Source organism: Cupriavidus sp. MPR-AND1C (assembly GCF_058809705.1).
This window is the reverse complement of the sequence record NZ_JBXASU010000003.1, coordinates 93,088-114,039: the sequence shown is the minus strand read 5'-3', so window position 1 is coordinate 114,039 and position 20,952 is coordinate 93,088. Positions and strand designations below refer to the sequence as shown.

General features: G+C 56.5%; 20 protein-coding genes. 11 read left to right on the top strand and 9 right to left on the bottom strand.

Going from position 1 to position 20,952, the window contains the following annotated elements; genetic code table 11:
• Nucleotides 1-259 precede the first annotated feature (259 nt).
• Complete coding sequence (locus tag AC1RWI_RS03035; protein ID WP_492864504.1) at nucleotides 260-718, top strand: glycosyltransferase family 4 protein; 459 nt, start codon at nucleotides 260-262, stop codon at nucleotides 716-718.
• A 96-nt stretch (nucleotides 719-814) separates the two neighbouring features.
• On the opposite strand, the gene AC1RWI_RS03030 is transcribed toward AC1RWI_RS03035, so the two are convergent.
• A complete protein-coding gene (locus tag AC1RWI_RS03030; RefSeq protein ID WP_492864502.1) occupies nucleotides 815-1,180 on the bottom strand; it encodes a DUF3562 domain-containing protein in 366 nt (121 codons plus the stop codon).
• Nucleotides 1,181-2,157: 977 nt separating this feature from the next.
• On the opposite strand from AC1RWI_RS03030, the gene AC1RWI_RS03025 reads away from it, so the two are divergent.
• The 3 genes from AC1RWI_RS03025 (at nucleotide 2,158) to AC1RWI_RS03015 (ending at nucleotide 6,448) form a co-directional block, all read left to right on the top strand.
• On the top strand, nucleotides 2,158-3,762 hold the full coding sequence (locus AC1RWI_RS03025; RefSeq protein ID WP_492864500.1) for a methyl-accepting chemotaxis protein: 1,605 nt from the start codon (nucleotides 2,158-2,160) through the stop codon (nucleotides 3,760-3,762).
• Between the two features lie 363 nt (nucleotides 3,763-4,125).
• Nucleotides 4,126-5,865 carry a phosphodiesterase gene (locus AC1RWI_RS03020; RefSeq protein ID WP_043356956.1) on the top strand — a complete coding sequence of 580 codons (1,740 nt, stop codon included), beginning with the start codon at nucleotides 4,126-4,128 and terminating at the stop codon, nucleotides 5,863-5,865.
• Nucleotides 5,866-6,124: 259 nt separating this feature from the next.
• Nucleotides 6,125-6,448: a hypothetical protein gene (locus AC1RWI_RS03015; RefSeq protein WP_082055232.1), complete on the top strand. Its 324-nt coding sequence runs from the start codon at nucleotides 6,125-6,127 to the stop codon at nucleotides 6,446-6,448.
• 545 nt (nucleotides 6,449-6,993) lie between these two features.
• On the opposite strand, the gene AC1RWI_RS03010 is transcribed toward AC1RWI_RS03015, so the two are convergent.
• Both AC1RWI_RS03010 and AC1RWI_RS03005 read right to left on the bottom strand, forming a co-directional pair.
• Nucleotides 6,994-7,116 carry a DUF3562 domain-containing protein gene (locus AC1RWI_RS03010; RefSeq protein WP_236702251.1) on the bottom strand — a complete coding sequence of 41 codons (123 nt, stop codon included), beginning with the start codon at nucleotides 7,114-7,116 and terminating at the stop codon, nucleotides 6,994-6,996.
• A 123-nt stretch (nucleotides 7,117-7,239) separates the two neighbouring features.
• Nucleotides 7,240-8,115 carry a CHAD domain-containing protein gene (locus tag AC1RWI_RS03005; protein WP_492864498.1) on the bottom strand — a complete coding sequence of 292 codons (876 nt, stop codon included), beginning with the start codon at nucleotides 8,113-8,115 and terminating at the stop codon, nucleotides 7,240-7,242.
• 766 nt (nucleotides 8,116-8,881) lie between these two features.
• On the opposite strand from AC1RWI_RS03005, the gene AC1RWI_RS03000 reads away from it, so the two are divergent.
• The gene (locus AC1RWI_RS03000; RefSeq protein WP_144410051.1) at nucleotides 8,882-9,589 is read left to right on the top strand and encodes a hypothetical protein; all 708 of its coding nucleotides are present in this window, start codon (nucleotides 8,882-8,884) and stop codon (nucleotides 9,587-9,589) included.
• Between the two features lie 99 nt (nucleotides 9,590-9,688).
• Here AC1RWI_RS03000 and pstS read toward each other — a convergent pair whose 3' ends face one another.
• Nucleotides 9,689-10,756 carry a phosphate ABC transporter substrate-binding protein PstS gene (gene pstS, locus AC1RWI_RS02995; protein ID WP_043356952.1) on the bottom strand — a complete coding sequence of 356 codons (1,068 nt, stop codon included), beginning with the start codon at nucleotides 10,754-10,756 and terminating at the stop codon, nucleotides 9,689-9,691.
• Between the two features lie 253 nt (nucleotides 10,757-11,009).
• Here pstS and AC1RWI_RS02990 point away from each other — a divergent pair, with 253 nt between their 5' ends.
• Nucleotides 11,010-11,753 (top strand): hypothetical protein, encoded by a 744-nt coding sequence (locus AC1RWI_RS02990; protein ID WP_492864495.1) that lies wholly within the window; start codon nucleotides 11,010-11,012, stop codon nucleotides 11,751-11,753.
• 180 nt (nucleotides 11,754-11,933) lie between these two features.
• Here AC1RWI_RS02990 and AC1RWI_RS02985 read toward each other — a convergent pair whose 3' ends face one another.
• Nucleotides 11,934-12,689 (bottom strand): winged helix-turn-helix domain-containing protein, encoded by a 756-nt coding sequence (locus AC1RWI_RS02985; RefSeq protein WP_063778478.1) that lies wholly within the window; start codon nucleotides 12,687-12,689, stop codon nucleotides 11,934-11,936.
• Between the two features lie 5 nt (nucleotides 12,690-12,694).
• Nucleotides 12,695-13,423, bottom strand: coding sequence for a phosphate signaling complex protein PhoU (gene phoU / locus AC1RWI_RS02980; RefSeq protein WP_043356950.1), 729 nt, complete (start codon nucleotides 13,421-13,423; stop codon nucleotides 12,695-12,697).
• Nucleotides 13,424-14,599: 1,176 nt separating this feature from the next.
• Here phoU and AC1RWI_RS02975 point away from each other — a divergent pair.
• The 5 genes from AC1RWI_RS02975 (at nucleotide 14,600) to AC1RWI_RS02955 (ending at nucleotide 19,188) form a co-directional block, all read left to right on the top strand.
• The gene (locus AC1RWI_RS02975; RefSeq protein WP_043358507.1) at nucleotides 14,600-15,688 is read left to right on the top strand and encodes a porin; all 1,089 of its coding nucleotides are present in this window, start codon (nucleotides 14,600-14,602) and stop codon (nucleotides 15,686-15,688) included.
• A gap of 170 nt (nucleotides 15,689-15,858) precedes the next feature.
• Nucleotides 15,859-16,443: a TetR/AcrR family transcriptional regulator gene (locus tag AC1RWI_RS02970; RefSeq protein ID WP_052495195.1), complete on the top strand. Its 585-nt coding sequence runs from the start codon at nucleotides 15,859-15,861 to the stop codon at nucleotides 16,441-16,443.
• A 123-nt stretch (nucleotides 16,444-16,566) separates the two neighbouring features.
• Nucleotides 16,567-16,998: a GNAT family N-acetyltransferase gene (locus tag AC1RWI_RS02965; protein WP_492864492.1), complete on the top strand. Its 432-nt coding sequence runs from the start codon at nucleotides 16,567-16,569 to the stop codon at nucleotides 16,996-16,998.
• 21 nt (nucleotides 16,999-17,019) lie between these two features.
• Entirely contained in the window at nucleotides 17,020-17,523 is a 504-nt protein-coding gene (locus AC1RWI_RS02960; protein WP_043356949.1) for a hypothetical protein, read from the top strand.
• Between the two features lie 1,329 nt (nucleotides 17,524-18,852).
• Complete coding sequence (locus AC1RWI_RS02955; protein ID WP_082055226.1) at nucleotides 18,853-19,188, top strand: hypothetical protein; 336 nt, start codon at nucleotides 18,853-18,855, stop codon at nucleotides 19,186-19,188.
• Nucleotides 19,189-19,395: 207 nt separating this feature from the next.
• On the opposite strand, the gene AC1RWI_RS02950 is transcribed toward AC1RWI_RS02955, so the two are convergent.
• The 3 genes from AC1RWI_RS02950 to AC1RWI_RS02940 all read right to left on the bottom strand — a co-directional run bounded on the left by AC1RWI_RS02950 (nucleotide 19,396) and on the right by AC1RWI_RS02940 (nucleotide 20,779).
• The gene (locus AC1RWI_RS02950) at nucleotides 19,396-19,707 is read right to left on the bottom strand and encodes a hypothetical protein (protein WP_082055225.1); all 312 of its coding nucleotides are present in this window, start codon (nucleotides 19,705-19,707) and stop codon (nucleotides 19,396-19,398) included.
• Between the two features lie 110 nt (nucleotides 19,708-19,817).
• Nucleotides 19,818-20,156 carry a hypothetical protein gene (locus AC1RWI_RS02945; RefSeq protein ID WP_492864489.1) on the bottom strand — a complete coding sequence of 113 codons (339 nt, stop codon included), beginning with the start codon at nucleotides 20,154-20,156 and terminating at the stop codon, nucleotides 19,818-19,820.
• A gap of 179 nt (nucleotides 20,157-20,335) precedes the next feature.
• Nucleotides 20,336-20,779: a GNAT family N-acetyltransferase gene (locus AC1RWI_RS02940; RefSeq protein ID WP_082055223.1), complete on the bottom strand. Its 444-nt coding sequence runs from the start codon at nucleotides 20,777-20,779 to the stop codon at nucleotides 20,336-20,338.
• Nucleotides 20,780-20,952 lie beyond the last annotated feature (173 nt).

Below are 20,952 nucleotides of genomic sequence, written 5' to 3'. Positions count from 1 at the left end.
CATCGAAATCGTAGAGGGTCGTTCGCCGAGGCAGTGTTTGCGGTCCCGTGGCGATGTACTCCACGCTTAGTCGTCATCGTCTCTCTGGCACTCCCTCTGCTCATGCTCTCTCCTTCGCAGGTCGCGCGTTATTAGCGCTCAATCCTGGCTTGCCTGCGCCAACCCCACTGTCGGGGTAAGCCCAAGTGAACGTGGCTTGTCATTTTCCGTAATAATCGCCTAACTTGCATGTCGTCGGGAACCGGGCAACGGAATAGATATGAAAGTTCTACTCACGAATTTCCACCGAGGAAATGGCGGAGGCCACGATACTTACGTTATGAGCCTGTTGGGTGAATTGGCGCGGAACCACGATATAACACTGGCCGTTCCTCACACGAGCAGGCTATTTCGGCTGGCGGGCTCACTCGCATTGGTTCGCTTGCAGGCCCTTGACTTCTCGCCACGGGGTCTTGCTTGGTTAAAGGAGTTGTGGGTGCTCTGGCGGCTTCTCAGCTTCGGGCGATTCGACATCATTCATGTCAATGGCTCCTCCGACCATAAGCTTGTTATGCTTACCAGGCTTGTTGCAGTCCGTCGGCCATGCATTGTGTTCACCAATCACAATGACCACCAGAGTCGCAGTGTGGGCAATTCCTTGCGTGCATGGCTAGGAACACCATGTTATCGCCGTAAGCGGTTACGTGGCGACCAAGCTGAGCGACTCGCCGTATTATAAGGTGCCGGTCACAACGATTCTGCACGGAGTCGACACGGACTATTTCGCGCCCGTTGCGCGGTGCCATAAGATTCGGACACAATAGGGCGCGTCGAGCTACCCACATATAGCGCTCGGTACCAATGCTGCGCCATCGTGAGCAGAGTGGTGGCTCGCAACTCCGGCCTCGCTCGCGGCGGGGCGGTTCGCACGGAGCTCAGGTTCCACTTCTGCCTGAAAGTCCATAAGGGCCTCTTGTGCCGTCAAGCCGGAGGAGAGTGTTTGAATTCCGGACTCGCCGTTGACATTGCGCAGCCGAGCGATTGCGCGCTTTGCTGCGAACAAAGGCAGATAGACGTGAACTCGGGCATCGGCGCTTAGTTCTAGGAAAGCAGCGAGGTAGGTTTCCCGGACGACCTCGGCGGGGAAGCCTGTCTCCATCGCGATTCTTACGACTAGATGGTCTTGGTCCTCTGTTTTCATAGTTCCCCACTTTCTTCTTGGGCGGCCAACGGGCGTAAGCGCTGTACTGCTCTTTGCCATCAATTCGATGTGACGGCAGGGCTCCATGTGCATCCGCTTCTCCTCAAGCCCATCACCTCCGAGGCGGTGCGCCGCCGGTAGGGACGGTTTATTACTCTAGTCAACTTTTAGGGCCATTGCTGAGGTGAGTGTGTTTCCGCCGCCGACGCTCGTTGGAGGTGAGATTACGACACATGCAAAACATGACCAACGCTTGTTGGCAAGGTGCCCAGTCTTACGCGTTGCCTTGAATTTCCGACATAGAGGCGAGCTGCATGTCGCCTTTGAGGTGCCAACTGGTCCTGGGATTTGCTCCGTGAGCGGTCCATTGCCATCAAAGAGATTCATCGCCTAGTCCAATGCCGCCGGGAGGCCGATTCCACAAGTGGTCTGCAGGCTACGTCCGCAATGAGGGGGCTCAATGCCAATAACACGCGACATGCGCCAGTGGGTACCTGAATGTGCTAGGGCTAAGGTACTCGGGGTACTCGGGCCGCGCTGGATGGAGCCATATTTGTCATCAGCCACAGCCGTCATGGGAGTTGACGGCGGCCAAGTACGATTGCCAGCTATGTACGCGAGGACGTCTCAGTTTCGAAGCTGGCTAGATGTCGGCGAGGTTAGCGGGAAGAGAGGCACACCGATACGGATTGTGTCAAAAATCGTCACCCCCAACGGAGCATGTACCTGTGTGCCGGGTGGACACCCTAGCGCGTAATTGTTGCAATTTTGTGAAATTTTCTGCGGGCGGAAAATGCTCCTTGGCCGGGCGCACTCACATCATTATTTTCAACTCTTTTCAGCAGCATCCTGTCAGCGTCGGCGGATGCCTTGAATGATGCTCGGGGTGAGGGAGTTTTATGAAGCTTTTGTGATGCTCCCTAAAGATTGCGGAAGCCATGGCGTTAAAGGCCGGACTCCCCTCATTAGGTCCAAGCATGTCTCTTCCTACCCAGTTTCCCATTTTGCGCCGCTTCCGCTCACTGTCGCTCATCGCTCGGCTATGCTTCGCGCTCGCTTTTGTCTATGTATTCGGTGCAGCCGTCGGTGTGACCGGGATAGGAAGCCTCGTATTTGTCAGGCATACCACAGACCATCTGTACGATAACGACCTGGGTGGCGCCTTGATTGCGGAGCAAGCGCAATCCGCCATCGCCGAGACCGCCCGTGCCCAACTCTCATTGACGGCCGCCACGAGCGGGGAGGAACGTGAGGTCGCAAAACAGGAGATGTTGAATGGGATGAAGACACTCGACACCCTGCTTGCCGACACCCGCCTCACCACAAACAGCGTCGTTGCAGACGCGCGCAGCGAACACAAGAAGGCGAAGGAGATGGCCAGCGCCTATATCGAGCTGATGCTGCGGCAGCCGCTTGATGCCATCCAGTTCGACGCCACCGTATCCGTGGATGGCCATTTCCTTGCGGAGCAACTGCAACGCCTCACGGTGACGGTCCGGAAGCTCAAAGACCAGCAATTGGCACAGGCGAAGGCTACGATGGCTTCTGCCTCGGCGTCGCAAAGCTCAGCCCAACTCATCATGGTGGGACTGCTTGCCATCAGCCTGCTTGCCTCGGTGGCGATGGCCTATGCCATTGCTCGGCAAGTGAGGACCGAGCTTGGTGGTGAGCCAGCGGACGCGACGCGCGTCGTCGACCGTATCGCTGCCGGTGACCTCAGCCTGGCCATTGCAGTACGAAAGGGGGATACCTCCAGCATGCTGGCAAATCTGGCCAAGATGCAGTTGGAGCTCAGGAACATTCTGTCTGGTATTAAGGATGCCGCAGCCTCGGTCTCGGTCGCGACGAAGGAGATATCGTCGGGCAATCAAGATTTGTCGTTGCGCACTGAGCAGCAGGCTGTCTTGCTCGAGCGGGCAGCGACGTCAATGCAAGAGCTGCTTGAAGATGTCAACCACGCCCGGGCCGAAGCGAAGGAGTCCAGCGCAATCGCGGCCGCCATGCTGGAAGCGACGACAGATGGAAGCAAGGTCACAGAGCGCCTCGCCGGAAAGATGACCGACTTGCATGGCCATTCCCGCTCGGTTGCTGAGATTGTGCAGCTTATCGAGACTATCGCTTTTCAGACGAACATACTGGCGTTGAACGCTTCCGTGGAGGCTGCCAGGGCAGGTAGCCAAGGGCGCGGCTTTGCGGTCGTTGCTGCGGAAGTGCGAACGCTGGCTCAACGCTGTGCCGCCGCTGCAAAGGAGATTGGTGGAGTCATCGCAAGAACCGTAGCGGACGTGGATGCAGGTGCGGCTCTGGCTCGCGACGCGACTGTGTCAATGGCCGGCGTACGGCAATCGGTTGAGCGGACAGTAGCGTTCGCTACCGCGATGCAGGCGACTAGTCAGAGTCAGGCGGACAAGATTCAAAGGCTCAGCACAGCGGTGCATGCGATGGACGCATCGACACAGCAGAACTCCGCGTTGGTCGAGCAAGTCGCCGCTGCGGCAAGCATGCTGCATCAACAGGCTGAAGGTCTTTCTGTCGATGTGGCGACTTTCAAGCTTGACGTCTCTGGTCTTACCCGAGCATGACCGACTCGGCTAGTTCAGATTGGCTCGACGGCTGGCTGCGCTGTTGGGGATACATCTAAACCGCAATTACCGGGGGCATCCGATATCAGTATGGCCCGTCCAGCACAGCCCGAAATTTGTCTTGGACGCTCCACGCGCCGGTCATTCTTGCCGGCGTGGCTGCATTTGGTAAGCATCTCGTCATCGCAATGTCATATTTCTCTGTTAACGTCCGCGCGCCTAGTTGGGAGTTCGCCGGACATGTCAGAGTCATGCAGTCAGACACCATTCTGATGTGGCCAGGGAGTCAGTACGTGTTGGTGTACTTGCGGTGGCGTTCAGGTGGATAGAAATTCGTAGGTGTATTAGGTATTTTCCGTGACTATGTCCATTGCAGAATGCATAGAGCAGGAGCTGCTAAGAGCGGTTTTCCAGCCTATCGGGTGCCTTGCCTCGGGAGAGATTCTGGGATACGAGGCATTGATTCGAGGCCCCGTGGGGTCGGCTCTAGAGAGTCCTCAGGAACTCTTCGAGCAGGCGCAACGCGAGGGTCGCATGGTTCGGCTGGAGCGGTTCGCGGCCCGGGTATGCATTGCTGCTTTTGCGCGAGCGGGCCTGCCAGGAAAACTATTTCTCAATTTCAGTGCGGAGGCCATCCGCGAGATGGTCAGTTGCGAAATCGATGTTCGCCAATTCTTGGGCGCGGTTCGATTTCCCGTTGAACGGATAGTCGTCGAACTCACCGAACAGACTAGTCCGGAGCCTCTGGAGTCCCTGGAATCCTCCCTTCGCGTGCTTAGAGAAGCGGGGGCCCAACTCGCGCTGGATGACTATGGGCAGGGCAATGCTAATCTCGGTCTCTGGATTGCCTTGCGGCCAGATTACGTCAAGATTGACCGCTCCATCGTCAACGGTGTCGCAAAATCTCCTTTTCGCCTTGCTGCGCTGCGGTGTATGCAGGAGCTCGCCAATGCTGGCAACGCCATATTGATAGCAGAGGGCCTTGAGACTGTGGAAGACCTGACGGTCTGCCGTGACATTGGCATTACATTTGCGCAGGGGTTCGTGCTTGGCAAGCCAAGTCCAAAGCCTAGCGTAAAGCTTGAGGCGCAAGCACGGGCCGCCATTGGTGCCAATGCGATATCGGTGTTTCCAGAAGCGGTCAAGTTGGCACCTCGCGCGTTTTCGGCGAGTAGGCTCTTGATAAACGCACCAAGCGTAGCGCCGGCAACGCGTAACGACGATGTCCTAAATATCTTGACGAGGCATCCGAGTCTGCATGCTGTCGCTATTGTGAAGAGTGGTAGGCCCATCGGTCTGATTAATCGGCGGACTTTTGTTGACGCCTACGCGCTTCCTTATCATCGGGAACTCTTTGGCAGGAGGAGTTGCATGGAGTTCGCAAACACTTCTCCAATGCTGGTGGAGAAGAACGCGTCGATGGAGCAGTTGGCCCAACTGTTGACTAGCGAGGACCAACGCTATCTGTCTGATGGGCTGGTCATCGTCGAGCAGGGTCAGTATGTCGGTCTGGCGACAGGGGAAGACTTGGTGCGCGCCGTCACGGAAGTACGCATCGAGGCGGCGAGATATGCCAACCCGCTGACGTTCCTGCCGGGCAATATGCCAATCGATGCTCATATCAGAAGACTGGTTGAGAGTGGTGCCCCCTTTCATGCATGCTATTGCGACCTCAACAGCTTCAAGCCCTTCAATGACCATTATGGCTACTGGCTGGGGGATGAAATGCTAAAGCTGGCGGCGGGCGTTCTGAGCGAGGCGTGCGACCAGCACAAGGATTTCCTTGGGCACGTGGGAGGGGACGATTTTCTTATCCTTTTTCAGACCGAGGACTGGGAATCACGCGTCCGCACAGCGATGAAGCGATTCAACGCGAGCGCAGTACAACTCTATGCACCTGTCGATATCGAGGCTGGTGGCATCCAGAGTGAGGACCGCCATGGAGATTTGCGCTTCTATGGATTTGTGACAATTGCAGTAGGTGTTGTCCCGGTTGGCCTATGTTCAAATATTGGTTGCGACGATATTGCCACTCTGGCTGCTGCCGCGAAACGTGAAGCGAAGCGGTCTGGCGACAACTTTTATGTCTGTCGTAACAATTGACCTGATACCAATTGCTGCGCCTGACTGGAGCTGACGCATCTGCGCGCTCGTGTCCGGCGCCCTGGCTTGAGTGGACACAGAACTGCACGGCCCCAGCAGTGCCGCTTTCGGCTCACGCGGTACTTGAACACGGCATAGGTCCTGCTGCGTGGTCACGCGAAAGCGGCGCCCTGTCACCGCCGATGTCGGAGACGAGTTGCTCCACCCTAGGCCCGCCGATGGTAGCAAATGCATTTCTTGGAAAGATTTTGATAACGTCATGCCTATCTGGCCTGTTGCACCTGTAGATTACCAACCGCACATTACGCTCGAACGCTGGCGTGTCTATGAGACAAGTCGAGGCGAACGTCATTTCGTCGGCTATTGCTTCGAGAACTGCGAGGGCCGTGTGAGCACCGCAATCGTTTCGTTCGATGCCGAAGCAAGGGCAGGGATGACCGCAAGCGGGCGTCAGTATCTGTTGTCTGGCTGGCCTTGCTTCGATAGCGATGCCGAACTAGTTTGGGAGGTTTGTGCTTCGCAAAATGGCGTCACTAAATCCAAAGATGTGAGTTCAGAGTACTTGTCGCCGGAGGGTGATTAGGCCTGACGCGTTCGCGAGGTGCAGCAGAATCGCCTCCTGCTGAAGCAAACTTGTTTTGCCATGCAACAGATTTTCGAGCCGACTTCCGTGGTCTGTACCTGGCTTGCCCGCCGCAGGTGTGCTGCTTCGTGAGGCGACGCCGGGATGCAGCCGGAAACCGTCCAGCGAGCAACCTTTCCGCCGTCGGCGCAAGAAGGCTGATATCAATGAATGTGTGGATTAACCGTGACGCTGACCGACCAGAAGCCGAAGAGGGCAAAGGTTGTCCGGGATAGTTTCACGATGCCGGAATCGGATTACCAGAAACATACCGGGCTGAAGGAATGGTGTCTATCGCTGGGGTGCAGGCAAGAAAGAGTGAGTTGCTGAGAGCAGGTGTCAGGCTACTGGGGGAGCTTTCCGAGTAAAGAGTACTCGCGGTTGTTGGCGACGTCGAACCGGCCAAGGCGGCCCGCCCTGGCAAGGCGGGGAGCGGCTGTGCCAAGTAAGGTGGCTTAGTTTGAAGTGCGTGACGATACCTGCAGGCGGCAAATCTCGCGCGTTCGCTATTCGGTACGGCGGTTACGGAGCGTGGTGATGACACGCTTCACCACGAAGAAATGCAGGTAGTCGTGGACTCGCGCGTCGGCGCTCAAATCGCGCAATGCATCAAGGTAGGCTTGCTTCACTACATGCAGGGGGGGCGCCAAGTTCTTCAGCGATTCTGGCAATTCGTTCGTCGTGGCTTTGGGTTCTCATCGCTCCCCTATGTCTCTTTTGTAGTTCGAGCAAGGGTCCACCTGTCCTTGCTTTCAAGCTTCCGGCATTTTCCGCACCAGTTGTCGAAGCGCGATGACGGCTTTGTGCCGCCTGGTCTTCTTTTCCTCCGATAGCCATCGGAGGAAAAGTTTCTGCGTCGGTGCATGCTCGGGTTCCGTCGGGAACTCAGAAATATAACTTGCTGCAACGACGACGTCATTCAACTCGCCCAGGGCGCCCTGAAGCGCCGTGAGCCGCCTGATGCGCTTGCGGTCTGCCTTCGTGAGCACAGGCGAGAAATATTCAAGTAGATAGCGCAGCCGCTTAATTTGGATGCGGGTCTGGTGGAGTTCTCTGAAGCTCCCGTCCATGGCACGGCCCAGCTGTCTATTCAGGCGGCGGGATGCCGTTTCCACACGGGCCCGCGCAAACTCACCAACGGTTTCGGACTTATCGGGTCGCGCGCCGGCAACTTGGTCCAGGGCGACCGTGAAGGCGGAAATAAGCAGGCGGGGCTTTGTGAGGCTGAAGGCACTGCGGCTTTCCTCGCGAGCTCTGTGCCTGATGCCCTCCAAGGTTTCCAGCAATATCAGAACAGATGGATGGCTTGGCGGGATTGCGGCGCGCAGCAGCTCATCAATGATGACATCCCAGTTCCGTGGGGCGCTGATTTGGGCTGCCATCTCCCCAAGTTGTTGTCGCCAATGCTTGGCGAGTGCATCTGGCAGCAAGTCCTGATAGGCCCACAGCAGCACACGGAGCCTACGAAGGGCGACCCGTAGTTGATGGCTTACCTCGGGGTCATTGCTTACGAGAAAGTCTGAGGCTAAATGTTCTAATGTCGCTACATCAGTGGATGCTAGGTGCGGAAGCACCGTGAGTGCGTGAGCTTGCGCTCGCAACTCAGAAGGCTCTGTGCAGCTAACCATCGGCGTCCCCAAGGAGGGCTCAAGCTCAGTGTCCGGCCGAGCTAGTAGTCTACTAGTGCGTGCGGAGTTTTCCAGAGCGATAGGCGTGCAATCCGCCGATGTGCGCCAAATGGCGTGTCCGTGTTACGCGAGCAAGGTTTCTTGTACCGGCCTAGCCGGTCCGGGCAGGCAGGGCACTGGCGCTCGGCGTGGCTATAAGGTTAGCGGTGACATGGTGTATAAGACACTAATAGGGCGTGTCGAGGCGTGTGGGCGACCATTGAGTTCACGCGATTTCGCAAATATTGTCTTCAGGAATGTCTTATTGCTGCAATATAAGAGCCTTATCATCTCGCCAAATCAAGTCGCAGCTAAAGAATTCTGAGAAAGCACATCGCGTTTGGACCATTGGGGTGGGCCATACGCCGATTTGATTGCACGTCCAATAAACGCATCTTTTTAGGACGGCACGGACGCCATAGAGTGTTCGGCTGCAGGTGCCGTGTTCATTGGGCGTATTGTCGCTGGGGGTTGTCGGAGCCATCCTGAACGGATGGCTCTTTGTTTTGTCGCGGGCTTGTGGAGCTTGTGGAGCTTGTGGAGCTTGTGGAGCTTGTGGAGCTTGGGGCGCTTACGGCGCTTTGCTCGTCCGTGAGACTATGCTTTGCAGACCGATTTTTTCCATGTGGTGGCCTCGAGAAGCGAGCGTGAGAAATGTCTGCCCTTCCGTCGCTGGGGCCACTGAATCCTCAGTAGAATAGGTATTCAATTTTTGATGGAATTTGGTATGGCGACAGTGCGTACATTGGCGATGATTTTTGTTCTGCCTGTAATGCTGCTGGGTCCGACTGGATGCATTAAGAGCGAGAAGTCGGTTCCGCCTTCGGCTGATGGAGGTACTAGCAAGGAGCGTTCGGCAATACCTGGTTGGAAAATCGGCATTTCGGTTCCGAGCGAGGAGACTATTGCGCCGTCGTGTGTTGCAACGACAAATCCGGATAGGGAGACTGAGTTTACGCTGCAGTATGACTTGGCGCGCGGGCATATTTCGTACTCTGACCTGGAGTTTTCGAGAAATCTTGCGGAGAGATACGAGCGGGCATTCCGAACTACTCTTTCTGAATGTGAATCTGAAAATCAGGCTTCACCTCGTGAAAGTTGCCGGGCCCATGTTCCGCCTGCGTTGATAGAGCTGCAAATTGGTAGCGAGCCATGGACTAAGCAGATTTCTGGCTATTTCCGAGCCAAGTGGTCCCGGAAGATATCTGACGACGACGAATGGTTTCATATGCACGACAGCATGGATATCAACTATCGAGTGACTTCCGCGTATGCAACTGAAGTGCCTTTTACGTTTGAAGCGTCAGGTAGTGGAAAAATTTCGCATATTCGAGATGTAGCGAAGGAACTGATGCGGCAGTGTGAAGAGGCCGTGTCAGCGCAAAAACTTCATGCTGGAAAGGGGAAGATAAATGCCTCTAAGACGGGCGGATAGTATGTAAATTGGACTGCGCTTTGCACATCGCACGGTGTACTGCATGCGTTAACGAGGTCCTGAAAGTAGAAATGACACTGCGTTGATTCCTTGGAGCGCTTACGGCGCTTTGACCGTCTGTGAGGTCATGCTTTGCAGGCCGATTGTTTTCCCGGTGGTATCCGTGACTCGAGCCAACTCACGGTACGCATTAGCCTGCACTCGGTCTGGCAGCGGGACAAATTTCGCTTCGCGAGCTAGTTTGTCACCATGGAGATAACCCCAGGTGAGAAACTTCATTGCCTCCAGTGTGCGCTCACCCGCATTACTGACAACAGGAATAACAATGAACGTCCCCATGGTGATTGGCCATGCGTCGGCACCGGGTTGATTGACCAGGCTAGTAGTGAAGTCGCCTTTCCGATTCCAGTTGCTGTGCACAATCGCGTCGCGGAATCCACCGACATTCGCAGTGACAAAATTTCCGGCGGCATTACGCAGTTGGACAGAATTCAGGTTGGCATCTAGAACATAGTTGTAGTCGACATAGCCAATTGCACCGGGAATGCTCTGGAGGGCTTTGACAACATCGCCGCTACCTTTCGCGCCGGAGAAGTTTGCGGGCCACGGGAGAGTGGATTTTGCGCCATAGGCGGATTTCCAATCAGCGTTCACCGCGCTCAGGTAGTCGCTGAAATGATAGGTGGTTCCCGACCCATCGGTTCGCACGACCGGTTGAATTTTCAGCTTTGGCAGAGAAATTCCCGGGTTGAGTGCACGAATCTCGGGTGAATCCCAAGCGTCTAGCTTCCCGAGGAAGATTTTCGCCAGCAGGTCTCCCGTTAGCTTCAACTGGCCCTGAGGGACCGATGGTAGATTGACGACGGGAACAGCCGCTGTCACCACGGACGGAACGCAAATCAGCCCGGCTTTGCTTGCCTCTTGCGGTGACAGGGGGACATCGGATGCACCAAAGTCGACGCGACCTTCTCGAATGCGCCGGATGCCCTCACTTGACCCTACGGCCTCATACTTGAGTTGAGCGCCGGCAGTCGCAGCATATCCGGTCGACCAAACGCGATAAACGGGAGCGGCGGCTGTTGAGCCTGCACCGTGAATTTCCGAAGAGTTAGCAACCGAAGGGATAAGGGCCACGATAAGTATGGCCAGTGCGGTGTGCTTGAGCATTTTGATTAGAAGCAGAGAAGAATGCGAAATTGTATATGTGATGTCTAGAAAGGAGAGTGCTGGCCCCGGCATTTTTTTGAATTATCACTTGGAAGATTATGCGCGTGACGCGGCATCCACGTATTTGGAAGGCTTTGGAATGTCCTCGCCTCGTGAATATTTCGTTGTGAAACCCCACCGAAGTTGGGTGTTCCCTTCAAATGTTTGTAACTTTACGAGACTAGCTTACTAGGCAGTTAACGGAGGGCGAGCGATGGAGTTTGCGGGGCGGGTGCTGGAGAAGACAGAGGCAGGTCGGCGAGAGGTTGGTGTCAGGACCTCTGCTCTTGAAAGACGCACCCGTACGCTGCTCATCATGGTAGATGGTCAAGCGGACTTCAAGACGCTGCTAGAGCGTGCCGCGCAAATCGGTGCGAACGTAGGTGACCTGGACGTCTTGCTGCGCGACGGCTATATCAGGCCAATTAGGGAAGAGGTGCCTTCCGTGGAGGGCCAGCGGGCAGCCGACGGGATTGGGGGAGCCGCTCCGATAGACGGTGGGACGAAGGTCGAGCCATTGAGTCTGCTCGCGCATGCCACGAAGATTGGGGCGAAGGTGGATGACCTGATGGGCCTGGTGCGCGACGGCTATATCAGATGTCGCGCTTCAATCCAAGTTCAGGCAGCCGACGAGACGAGGGCAGACGCGGCGACGGCGTACGATACGAAGCCGAAGGCCGAGTCCTTGAAGCAGAGCAAGCGCCGCTCACTTGCCTTGGCGAGGCTGTACCTTATTGATGTAATGGAGCGCATGCTTGGCGCTTCTGACCATCCTGTGCGGGCGCTACTGAAAAGTGCAACGGACACACCTTCATTAGCTAGGGCGTTTGAGGACTGCCTGGTTATCATGCGCGAAATTGCCACGCCCTCCATGGTTGCCCATGTGGAAACCTCCTTTCGCGACCTTATGCCAGAGGCGCATGGCGTCGGAATCAGCGGCGCCTCGGAGGCAACTTGAGAAATCAGCGAGTCTCTGTGGTGGTTGTACGAGACAGTTGCCTCTTGGGCTCGAGATGGCCGGACATGCCCCTGAGCGTTCAGGCGGGGTCCGCGCTCTGTCATGTGTACGGCGCGCGCCGCCGCACTTGGGCTTGCAGAACTTACCTTGCCGGGCCAACGATGCGTCCGTTCGATTCGTTCAAACAGGCAGGTCTGAGGTGATAGGTTGTCGTGGTGTGCGCCTCTCGTGAAACGTTTCGGTCGTCAGGCGGTAGCCCACACCTCGAACGGTCTGGATAAGGTCCGACAGATTCACCTTTGACAAGCGCGCTCGCAAATGCTTGATGTACACATCGACCGTCCGGTCATCGACATAACGCTGGTCACCCCACACGCTGTCTAGAAGTTGAGCGCGGCTGTGGACGCGCTCTGGATGGTTCATGAGGTAGTGCAGCAACGTGAACTCAGTCGGGCCGAAATCCAGAATTTCCTCTGTGTCTTCGCTTGCCACGAAGACCCGACGGGACGCCAGGTTAAGCGTCAACGGACCGATGACCGTGACGTCGTTGGTCCACTCTGGTGCTCGTCGGCGCAACAGTGTTCGAATTCTCGCGACCAGTTCCCTTGGCGAAAAAGGCTTGGTGACGTAGTCGTCCGCCCCGGCCTCCAAGCCGGCAATGACATCCGCTTCCTCAGAACTGGCGGCGAGCATGATGATGCCGGTGTTCTTGGTGTGGTGGTTGTTGCGTAGTTCTCGTGCAAACGATAAGACGGGCTGGCCGGGGAGCATCCAATCCAGAAGTATCAGGTCCGGGCTTGCCTCGCAAATTAATCGATTTGCCGCGAGCGAATCGTGTGCACTTAGTGGTATTAGCCCGGCGGCCCGAAGGTTGATAGCGATAATCTCGCAGATTGCCGGGTCGTCATCAATAACGAGCACAGTCTTGCGTGCCATCCTTCTCATGGCAGGGTCGTCCGGAGAAATTCCTTGTTGCTCTCCGGCACATCGACCGTTTGCGGACTATGGCGAATGTCGGTGCCGCTCGCAATGTAGATAGTTAGTTCTGCGATGTTCTTGGCATGGTCGCCCACCTTCTCAAGGGCCTTGCCGATGAAAAGGTAGTCAAGCGACATGGAAGTCAGTCTTGAGTTTTCTACCATGTAGCTCATAATCGTTTCGACGAAGCCACGATACTCGTTATCGATGGCACGGTCGTCGCGCACGACTTCTGCGGCAGAGACTGCGTCAAGCCTTGCGAAGTTGTCTAATGCGCGGCTAAGTAGAGTTAGGGCCAGCGCAGCGGCACGAGGTATTTCTGGAAACTCGACGGCTGGTCTGGACTCATTATGAATAATGCGGTGCGCCCGCTTGGCAATCTTGTAAGCCTCATCGCCGACCCTCTCCAGGTTTGAGATGGCTCTGGGGATGGACATCAGAAAACGCAAGTCTCGCGCTGCGGGTTGCCAACGCGCAATGAGATTACTGCAGTGCGCGTCAAGGGCGATTTCCATCCTGTTGACCCGCAATTCTGTGGCAATTACCTCTTCCGCATAGATGAGGCTGAGGGTGTCCACCGCGCGAATGGCCATTTGCAGCTGGGCTTCGACCAGCCCGCCCATCTCCAGGACCTCACTCAATAGCTTGTCAAGGTCGCTGTCATAGTGCCTGGAAAGGTGTTTTTCTGGCACGGGATTCCTATGAGTTTCGCCTAGATTGCCCTTGGCCAAGAATATGGGATTCCATTGAGGGGAAATTGCTTACGGGTGCAGTGCCGTTGCGGACAACGAGGATTTCTAGGCCGGCCCAAACCATGCGGGTGAAGCGCATCGCGACATTCGGTGAGCCACTGGTGGCAAGACGTCACACGGAGGGCTACATTTGGAAAAACCGGAAATCATGAATTCATCATGTGACAAGGCGATGTCAATTCATGTCAATCAGGCGGCCGGCCGGATTCCGACGTGTTTATGAGCCCAGGGGTGTTCCTGTCGCCGCTTGCGTGTGGTTCCCGCCTCGCAATTCTGTACGGCAGTGGCGTCTGGTTCTGGTAAGTGCAGGCGTCTAGTGGGTTGGACCTCGAGACGGGTGAAGGTTGCTGCTGAGGCCGTCGCTAGAGGCACAAATTTCAGCGCAGCCGAGACACCTTATCGACTGATGCCAACTTGAGAGCACGCCATCAAGCTCCAGATTTGGCCAGCTCCTGTGGACCAACAATTGGTCCACAGGAGCCTCAAGTCCCAAAACATGCAAGGCCTTCAGCAGGCGATGAGGCGAATCAACTCGGCCATGCGTGCTCCGGCCCTTGCACCGGCCTCCGCTTCATCCATCACGGGCCGCCCGCTCGAAATACCGTCGGCACGGTCCCCACAAGCGTGTGGTGTTTTACGTGCACGAAGCCTTGATACTTCCCGCTCGCGAGTTATTCCACATAGGCTTTGATGTCGTGATACCCGACACGTTTGATGTCTCCATCTCTCCCTCGGCCATTGGGGGAGAGCAGTGGTGTTAAGTGCACCGTTATGCCGACACTGACAGCCCGGATTCTGTCCGGGTTGTCTGCCGGGGCCACCTGACTGGGATGTCAAGTGGTGTAAGCGTACTTTTGGGGGCAATGTCTTTGGTCAGGCCTGCTCTCCACAAGATGGTGACTATGCGACACCGTGCCTGAGGGGCGATGCCTTGACATATGCACGTCATGGAATCTGATTGTTGCTATTTGGTAAATAATTCGTGTTGTAATTGCGCAACCGTTTACTTATTAGTGTCACATAAATGTCTCATCATTCGGCCTCTTCAACGGTAGGCATGACTCAGTCGTTCCAGTGCAGAAGCCTACTTGCTCAAACAGTAACCGAGAATTGACAGTGAAAAAAACTCTCCTCGCGTTGACGGCCGCAGCCGCAGCATGCAGCGCATCCGGCGCCGCATTCGCCCAATCCTCCAGCGTGACGCTCTATGGCATTGCCGATGCCGGCGTCAGCTACCAGAGCCACGTGCAAAGCGTCCCGGGCCAGGGCGGCTCGTTGTTTGGCGTGACGTCCGGCGGTCTCTCCGGCTCGCGCTGGGGCATCCGTGGCGTGGAGGACCTCGGCGGCGGCCTGAAGGGTATCTTCGTACTGGAAAGCGGCTTCAATATCGATACCGGAACGTCGGCGCAAGGTAACCGCCTGTTCGGTCGCCAGTCCTATGTTGGCCTGCAAGGCGACTTCGGTGCGGTCACGCTGGGTCGCCAGCAAAACGCCCTGTTCCAGCTGTTTGGCGAATACGACCCGATGGCAGTCGGTAACAGCTACTCGCTCAACGCCGTCGACACCAATGGCTTTAACGGTCGCGCCGATAATGCCATCAAGTACACCGGCACGTTCGGTGGCCTGACCGCCACGGGCTTCTACAGCACCGGCCGCGACAGCAATATCGCCAACGGTAGCGAAGTGCCAGGGCAATTCAAGGTTGGCAAGAACTTCGGCGGTGGCTTGGCGTACGCGACTGGCCCGTTCTCGGTGGGTGTTGCCTACGACCAGTACCAAGGCAGCAGCATCGCTGCGGCTGACGCCACCGCCAAGCGCATCGCTGTTGGTGCGTCGTACGTTCTCGGCAATGCCAAGCTGTTTGGCGGTTACCGCTGGCTGCGCGATGAACTCAATGCCGCTTCGACGGGCGTTGTCGCTGCCCGCCATGACAACCTGTACTGGCTCGGCGCACTGTACAAGTTCACCCCGGCCTTCAGCGTGACCGGAGCGACTTACTACACCGATGCCCGCACCGACAACAAGGACTCGCTGATGTTCGTGCTGAATGCCGACTACGCCTTGTCCAAACGCACCGATGCCTACCTGCTGCTCGGTTATGTGAAGAACCACGGCAACGCGCAGTATGGCGTGACCAGCACGCAGAACACGCTGCCGGGTCAGAACCAGACCGGCGCCATGGTTGGCGTGCGTCACCGCTTCTAATGTCGCTCGCGACACCGACCGGCGCGCTGTTGTGGCGCGCTGGAGAAAAGTCATATCGACCTTGCCTTGTTCACTGGGTGCAAGGACGCTTGGCCGGCAGATATGCCGGCCTTTTTTCTTGATATAGTCGGTCCAAAATATATTGCGAGCGGAAAATGGCAGCGCGGCCAATGGAGTTCGACAGAGACCAAGTGCTGATGCGGGCCGTCGATGCCTTCTGGCATTACGGGTACGAATCGCTTTCGACAAACATCCTCGCGGAAGAAATGGGGGTGTCGAAGTCTTCTCTCTACAATACGGCTGGTTCGAAACGAGACCTTCTCATCGAATCCGTCATTGCATACACCGACACAAGAGTCGCAGCCATCCGGCAGACAGCCGGTTCCGACCACCCGCTAAAAGAGTTGCGCGCTCTGCTGCTAAATATTGCGCAAGACAATGATGGAGGCAGAGGATGTCTTCTCGTGAATATGTCCTCAGAGCTCGGCTTACATGACGGCGGGGTGCAACAATTGGTTCGCTCCGGCTTTCAATCAATCCTGGATTCATTTGAGTTGCTCGTGATTTCGGGGCAGTTGTCTGGGGCGTTCAAATCGGAGATTGAGCCGGCTGAGAGCGCGCTCGCGATTGTGACTACTATCGCTGGGCTACGCGTGCTCGCCAAGGCCGGGTTTTCTGCGTCCCAACTGGCGCCCGCTATCGAGAACCTAACCGCCGGCCTGGCCGCCCATTGCCAGCACGACACGTCGGCTTAGCAAGAGGACAAGCCTCGGCTGCCGACCCTCCGCGAAGTGAAGTAGCTCCCTGGCAGCTCACAAACGCAGACCGCAGCACTCGCTTCCTGCTCTCTCATCGTTATTAGATTCCCGAGTAGCAACATGCGCCCCCGTCATGCAACCAATGCCGACCTATCCGACGTGGAGGCGCTACGCCAGTCTTGCTCGCTGCCCTCTGGCGGAATACGCAGCCAAACGGTGCATTTTCATGTCAGCAGAGACAGGCAGGGCCTTCTTGGGTGCGCCGGCATCGAGGAGTTCGGTGGCAACGTCGCTCAAGTAAGGGGACTCGCCGCAGCAAGACGTGCAAGGCGTGCGGGCTTGGCTGGGCTACTGCTCTCGGCGCTGGTCTCGGATGTCCGACTACGTGGCATTGAGTCCCTGGTAGTCAGTACGGATACAGCTGCTGGCTATTTTTCCCGTCTTGGATTCGCGCCAGTCGAGCTTGCTGCATTACCAACGGAATTACGGGCTTCTCCGGAGTTTTTGGCCACGAATATCAACGGTACACGATTCCTGAAGGTGGAACTCTAGTGTCTCGGCAGAAGAATTGTTATGTTCGCGCCCGTATTTGTCCTCCGCTCGGCCTGTCACCGCCGTCTGTACGGTGGTATTGCGCCTACTTGCTTCCAGCCGGCTCTCTCCGTCGTGCAATTGATGCCCATGCTTTCAAGTTCAGTGGTTGAACGCTTGCTTATCGGCATAGGGCGGCTCGACGTTCTCAATGTTGAACGGTTACACGACCGCATGGCGCAACTGAACCCGGGACTCGATGAGAACGTTTCCGCTTGCATCGGAAACGTTCTCATCGAGTTGCCGCTCACTCCGACCTGGCTGGCTCAGGCGTGGGGCCTCTATGTTCGTTACGGCAAGCTTGCGCTATCCGAGCCGGTACGCAATGACATCCGCGTCCTCAACTTCATCCTAGGACTGGAAGCGAACTGGCTACGGCACGCTAGCTTCATCGAGAAAACGTGGCAACGAGCCATGGAGAAAGGCGGGAAACGTACTCGGCAAATCTTGACGATATTCCTCATCTTCCATAGTGAAGAGACCTGAAATCAGATGCAAGTCCGTTTAGCAGGCCGCTGCTTCCATTCCACTTTCCCCAGAGCTACGCGGAGGCCGTCAGGCTGTAACCAGGCGAATCAAATCGGCCATACGCGCTTCCGCGTTTGCAAACGCCTCAGCTTCATCCATCACGGGGCGCCCAGCACTGAATACCGTCTGCACGGTCCCGACGAGCTTGTGGTGTCTTACGTGCACGAAGCCTTGATACTTCCCGCTTGCGAGCTGTTCCGCGTAGGCTTTGAAGTCGTGATACCCAACTCGCTTGGTGCACTCCATCTTTCCCCCGTCCCGTAGAGGGAAAATATTAACATGTGTACATTGGCGATCCTTCGTGCCGGGCGTGCAGCGATGCATATGCACGGGTTCCCGTAACAATTGGGCGAAATAGACACGGACGCCATGGCTGGTCGGCCTGCAGGTGATGGGACTGGTTGCTACCAACGCAGCGTCAGGGTTGTCGCTGCTGAGCGTTCAAGATGCCCCGGCGGTTCGCGCAATGCGAGCTACTTCCTCAATCTTCTTGGGCCCTGTTGGCATCGGGTAACTGTTGCTCAATCTCAGCCAGCCTCAGGTTCACCAATTCGGAATGCAGTTTTAGCGCTTCAATCAGGAGCTTCGTCTCAATGCTCCCAGCTTGGGATGCCAGACAATCGAACCTAGTCAGAATATGTTTGACCCGCTCTGCTGCTGTCATAATTTCCCCGGATTGGCGAACACGGTGTGGTGCCGTGGGTGTCCGCGATTGCCCATTACTAGTCGTCGTGTCCATGGTGGCCGTGTTCACCATGTTCACCGTGCTCCCCGTGGCCACGCCCGCGCCACCTCCGCTCGCCCTGGTCGTCGTCATCATCGCGTCCCCGCCAGTAAGGGGCATACACGGGAGCTGGCGCTACGACAACCGGTCGAGGGACATACACCCGCTGCGGTGCAACATAAACAGGCGGAGCGACATAGACCGGAGCAGGTTCAGCATAGATTACACCCGGGACCCCAATGCCAACGTCGACATTCACGTGTGCCTGGGCAGTCGATGCAATTGCGAGCAGTGTGCCGGCCAGCACCCCAAAGAATGGAAGTTGTCTCATTTGTTCCCTATCAAAAAACGGGAGTTATTGTGCCGGCTCGCGCCGGGAACCCTTGCGCGTCAACTGTAAAAAAATGTAACGCAATCATCTGCTGACGGTGAGGTGCGTGGGTAATGCGGTTTTTTGGCGAGGAGTACTTTCATATGAGGAACAAGTAACGTCAACGATGTTGCCGCAGAATCGTTTATAAGGGCGAGGCAGTGTGCCTTATATTCTGAGGAGGGGTATCGTGATGAAAAGATTCTGTGCGCTTGCCGCTGCAGCGCTTTTTTCGGTAGGTTTTGCGTACGCACAAACTGCTGCACCAGCGGCCGCCACCAAGCCTGCAGCGCCCGCTGCTGTAACTCCGGCTGCTTCCTCGAATTGCGAAGCGCAGGCGGTTGACAAAAATGGCAAACCGCTAGCAGGAGCCGCTAAGGCTTCCTCAATCAAGAAGTGCGAAAGTGGCAACAAAGGCAACGCGTCAGCCACCTGCGAAGCCAAGGCAGTCGGGAAGAACGGTAAGCCACTTGCTGGAGCTGCAAAGGCGTCGTTTATGAAAAAGTGCGAAGCGGAAGCCGGAAAATAATCTCCCATCTGCGTGAAAGGCCGGCAACACGCCGGCTTTTCTCTATGCTCTAACACCGTGCTCGATGTCGGTCATGCTTGCGAGTTAAATCGCGGGTACGCTGACGACGGCCAGTTCAGTACTACTTCGGTCGTTTTCTCGTGGTGGGAAGCTTGCCACATTGCCCCGCGTGAAAGCCTCGAGAGCTCTTCCGATTGCAGGACCGTGTCAGCCTGCGTGCCCGTGTTGGCTGTGTTCTTCACGGCTGCGGTGGCCTTGGTCACTATGCTCTTCCTGTTCGCGCCACCTCCGTTCACGCCAGTATTCCTCCCGTTGTTCGCTTTCACCCCTATAGGGTGAGTATCGAGAGCTTGGAACAACAACATAGACAGGCCGGGGCGCAACATAGACCGGGGTGGGTTCCGCATGTGCGACGCCAGGAACGCCAACGCCGATATCGACATTCGCTGCGGCAAAGGCGGACGAGACGACGCAGAATAGCGTGCCGACAATGGCCCCACCGATTGCACGGTGCTTCATTCCCGATTTCTCCTGGTTTTTCGTGGTCGCAATTCTATGGACGCAACCTTGTCCTTTGGATGATGTTCGCTTGTGAACTCGCATCATCGGAGCGCACGTTTGCGCCTGGCTCAATCATCTTCATCGCCTCGCCAGTGTGGACCACCCCGATGGTGCATGCGCCACTCGTGTTCGCGCCAGCGTCTTTCGCGCCACTGCTGTTGTTCCCATGCACGGGCTCGCCAATCGTCGTAATAGCCGGGCGCAACGACAACCGGCGGCGGTTGGACATAAACCGGCGCCTGCTCGTAGTAGACGGGAGGCGGCGGGTAATAGGCGGGAGGCGGTGGAACCACGTACGCTGGCCCGGGAAGGCCAATCCCAATTCCCACATCCACGCGCGCCTCAGCGACGCCGGAGGTCAGGGTGGCACCTGCAGCCAATAGGCAAATGACCAAGGCTTTTTGCATGATGATGCTCCGCACGTTTCTACTGGCACTCTAGGCTGCCAATCGGCGGGACCGTATTTGTGGGTTTATACAGGGGTTACTACCTGTAACAAGACGGCGGTGCCGGAAGCTGATGTGCCCGCAGATACACACACGCCGCCATCGTGAGGTAACGTGGCCGTCTATCGGCTTTCTCTGAGCTAGCGCAACTCGCATCGCATGCAGCGAGCAGACGTTTGCGTGGCCCGTTGAAATGCGCTTGAAGCCGTGACTTCCGGTGGTGCTTCTTCAGCAGGGATAACGGAGAATCCCCAGCGCGCGAAATAAGCTGGGGCTACAGTAGACAGGAGGTAGGCGTCTCGCACCTCTGTACCTCGTGCCCGCATCAGGAGCGCTTCGACCAATCTGCTAGCGATGCCTCTTTCGCGGTATGCAGGTTCAACCGCTACCGAGCGGATGAGGATGGACGTGCCATGGTGCTCTGTCGCTGCGCAGCCAACTATGCGGCCATCACACAGCGCAATATGGAAGTTCTCGATAATTTGGACAACATCTGCGGCAGGTAGCCTGCAGCGCTCGAGCAATGCAACAATTTGCTGCAAGTCTGAGTGCGACGCCGAACGTAGTTGAACGTCGGTCAACATGAGGAAGGGTCTCCATCTTGCGCTTCCTTAGGCTAAGAGAAGCCTGCGGCACGCGCTAGTAATGTTGAAGTCATATGTCTGTCTTCTTCTTCTTCTTCTTCTTCACTTAGCAGCGCGATGGTCATGCACCGCCGTCGGCTGTCATGGTGGTGAGCCTATCATCGAACACGCAA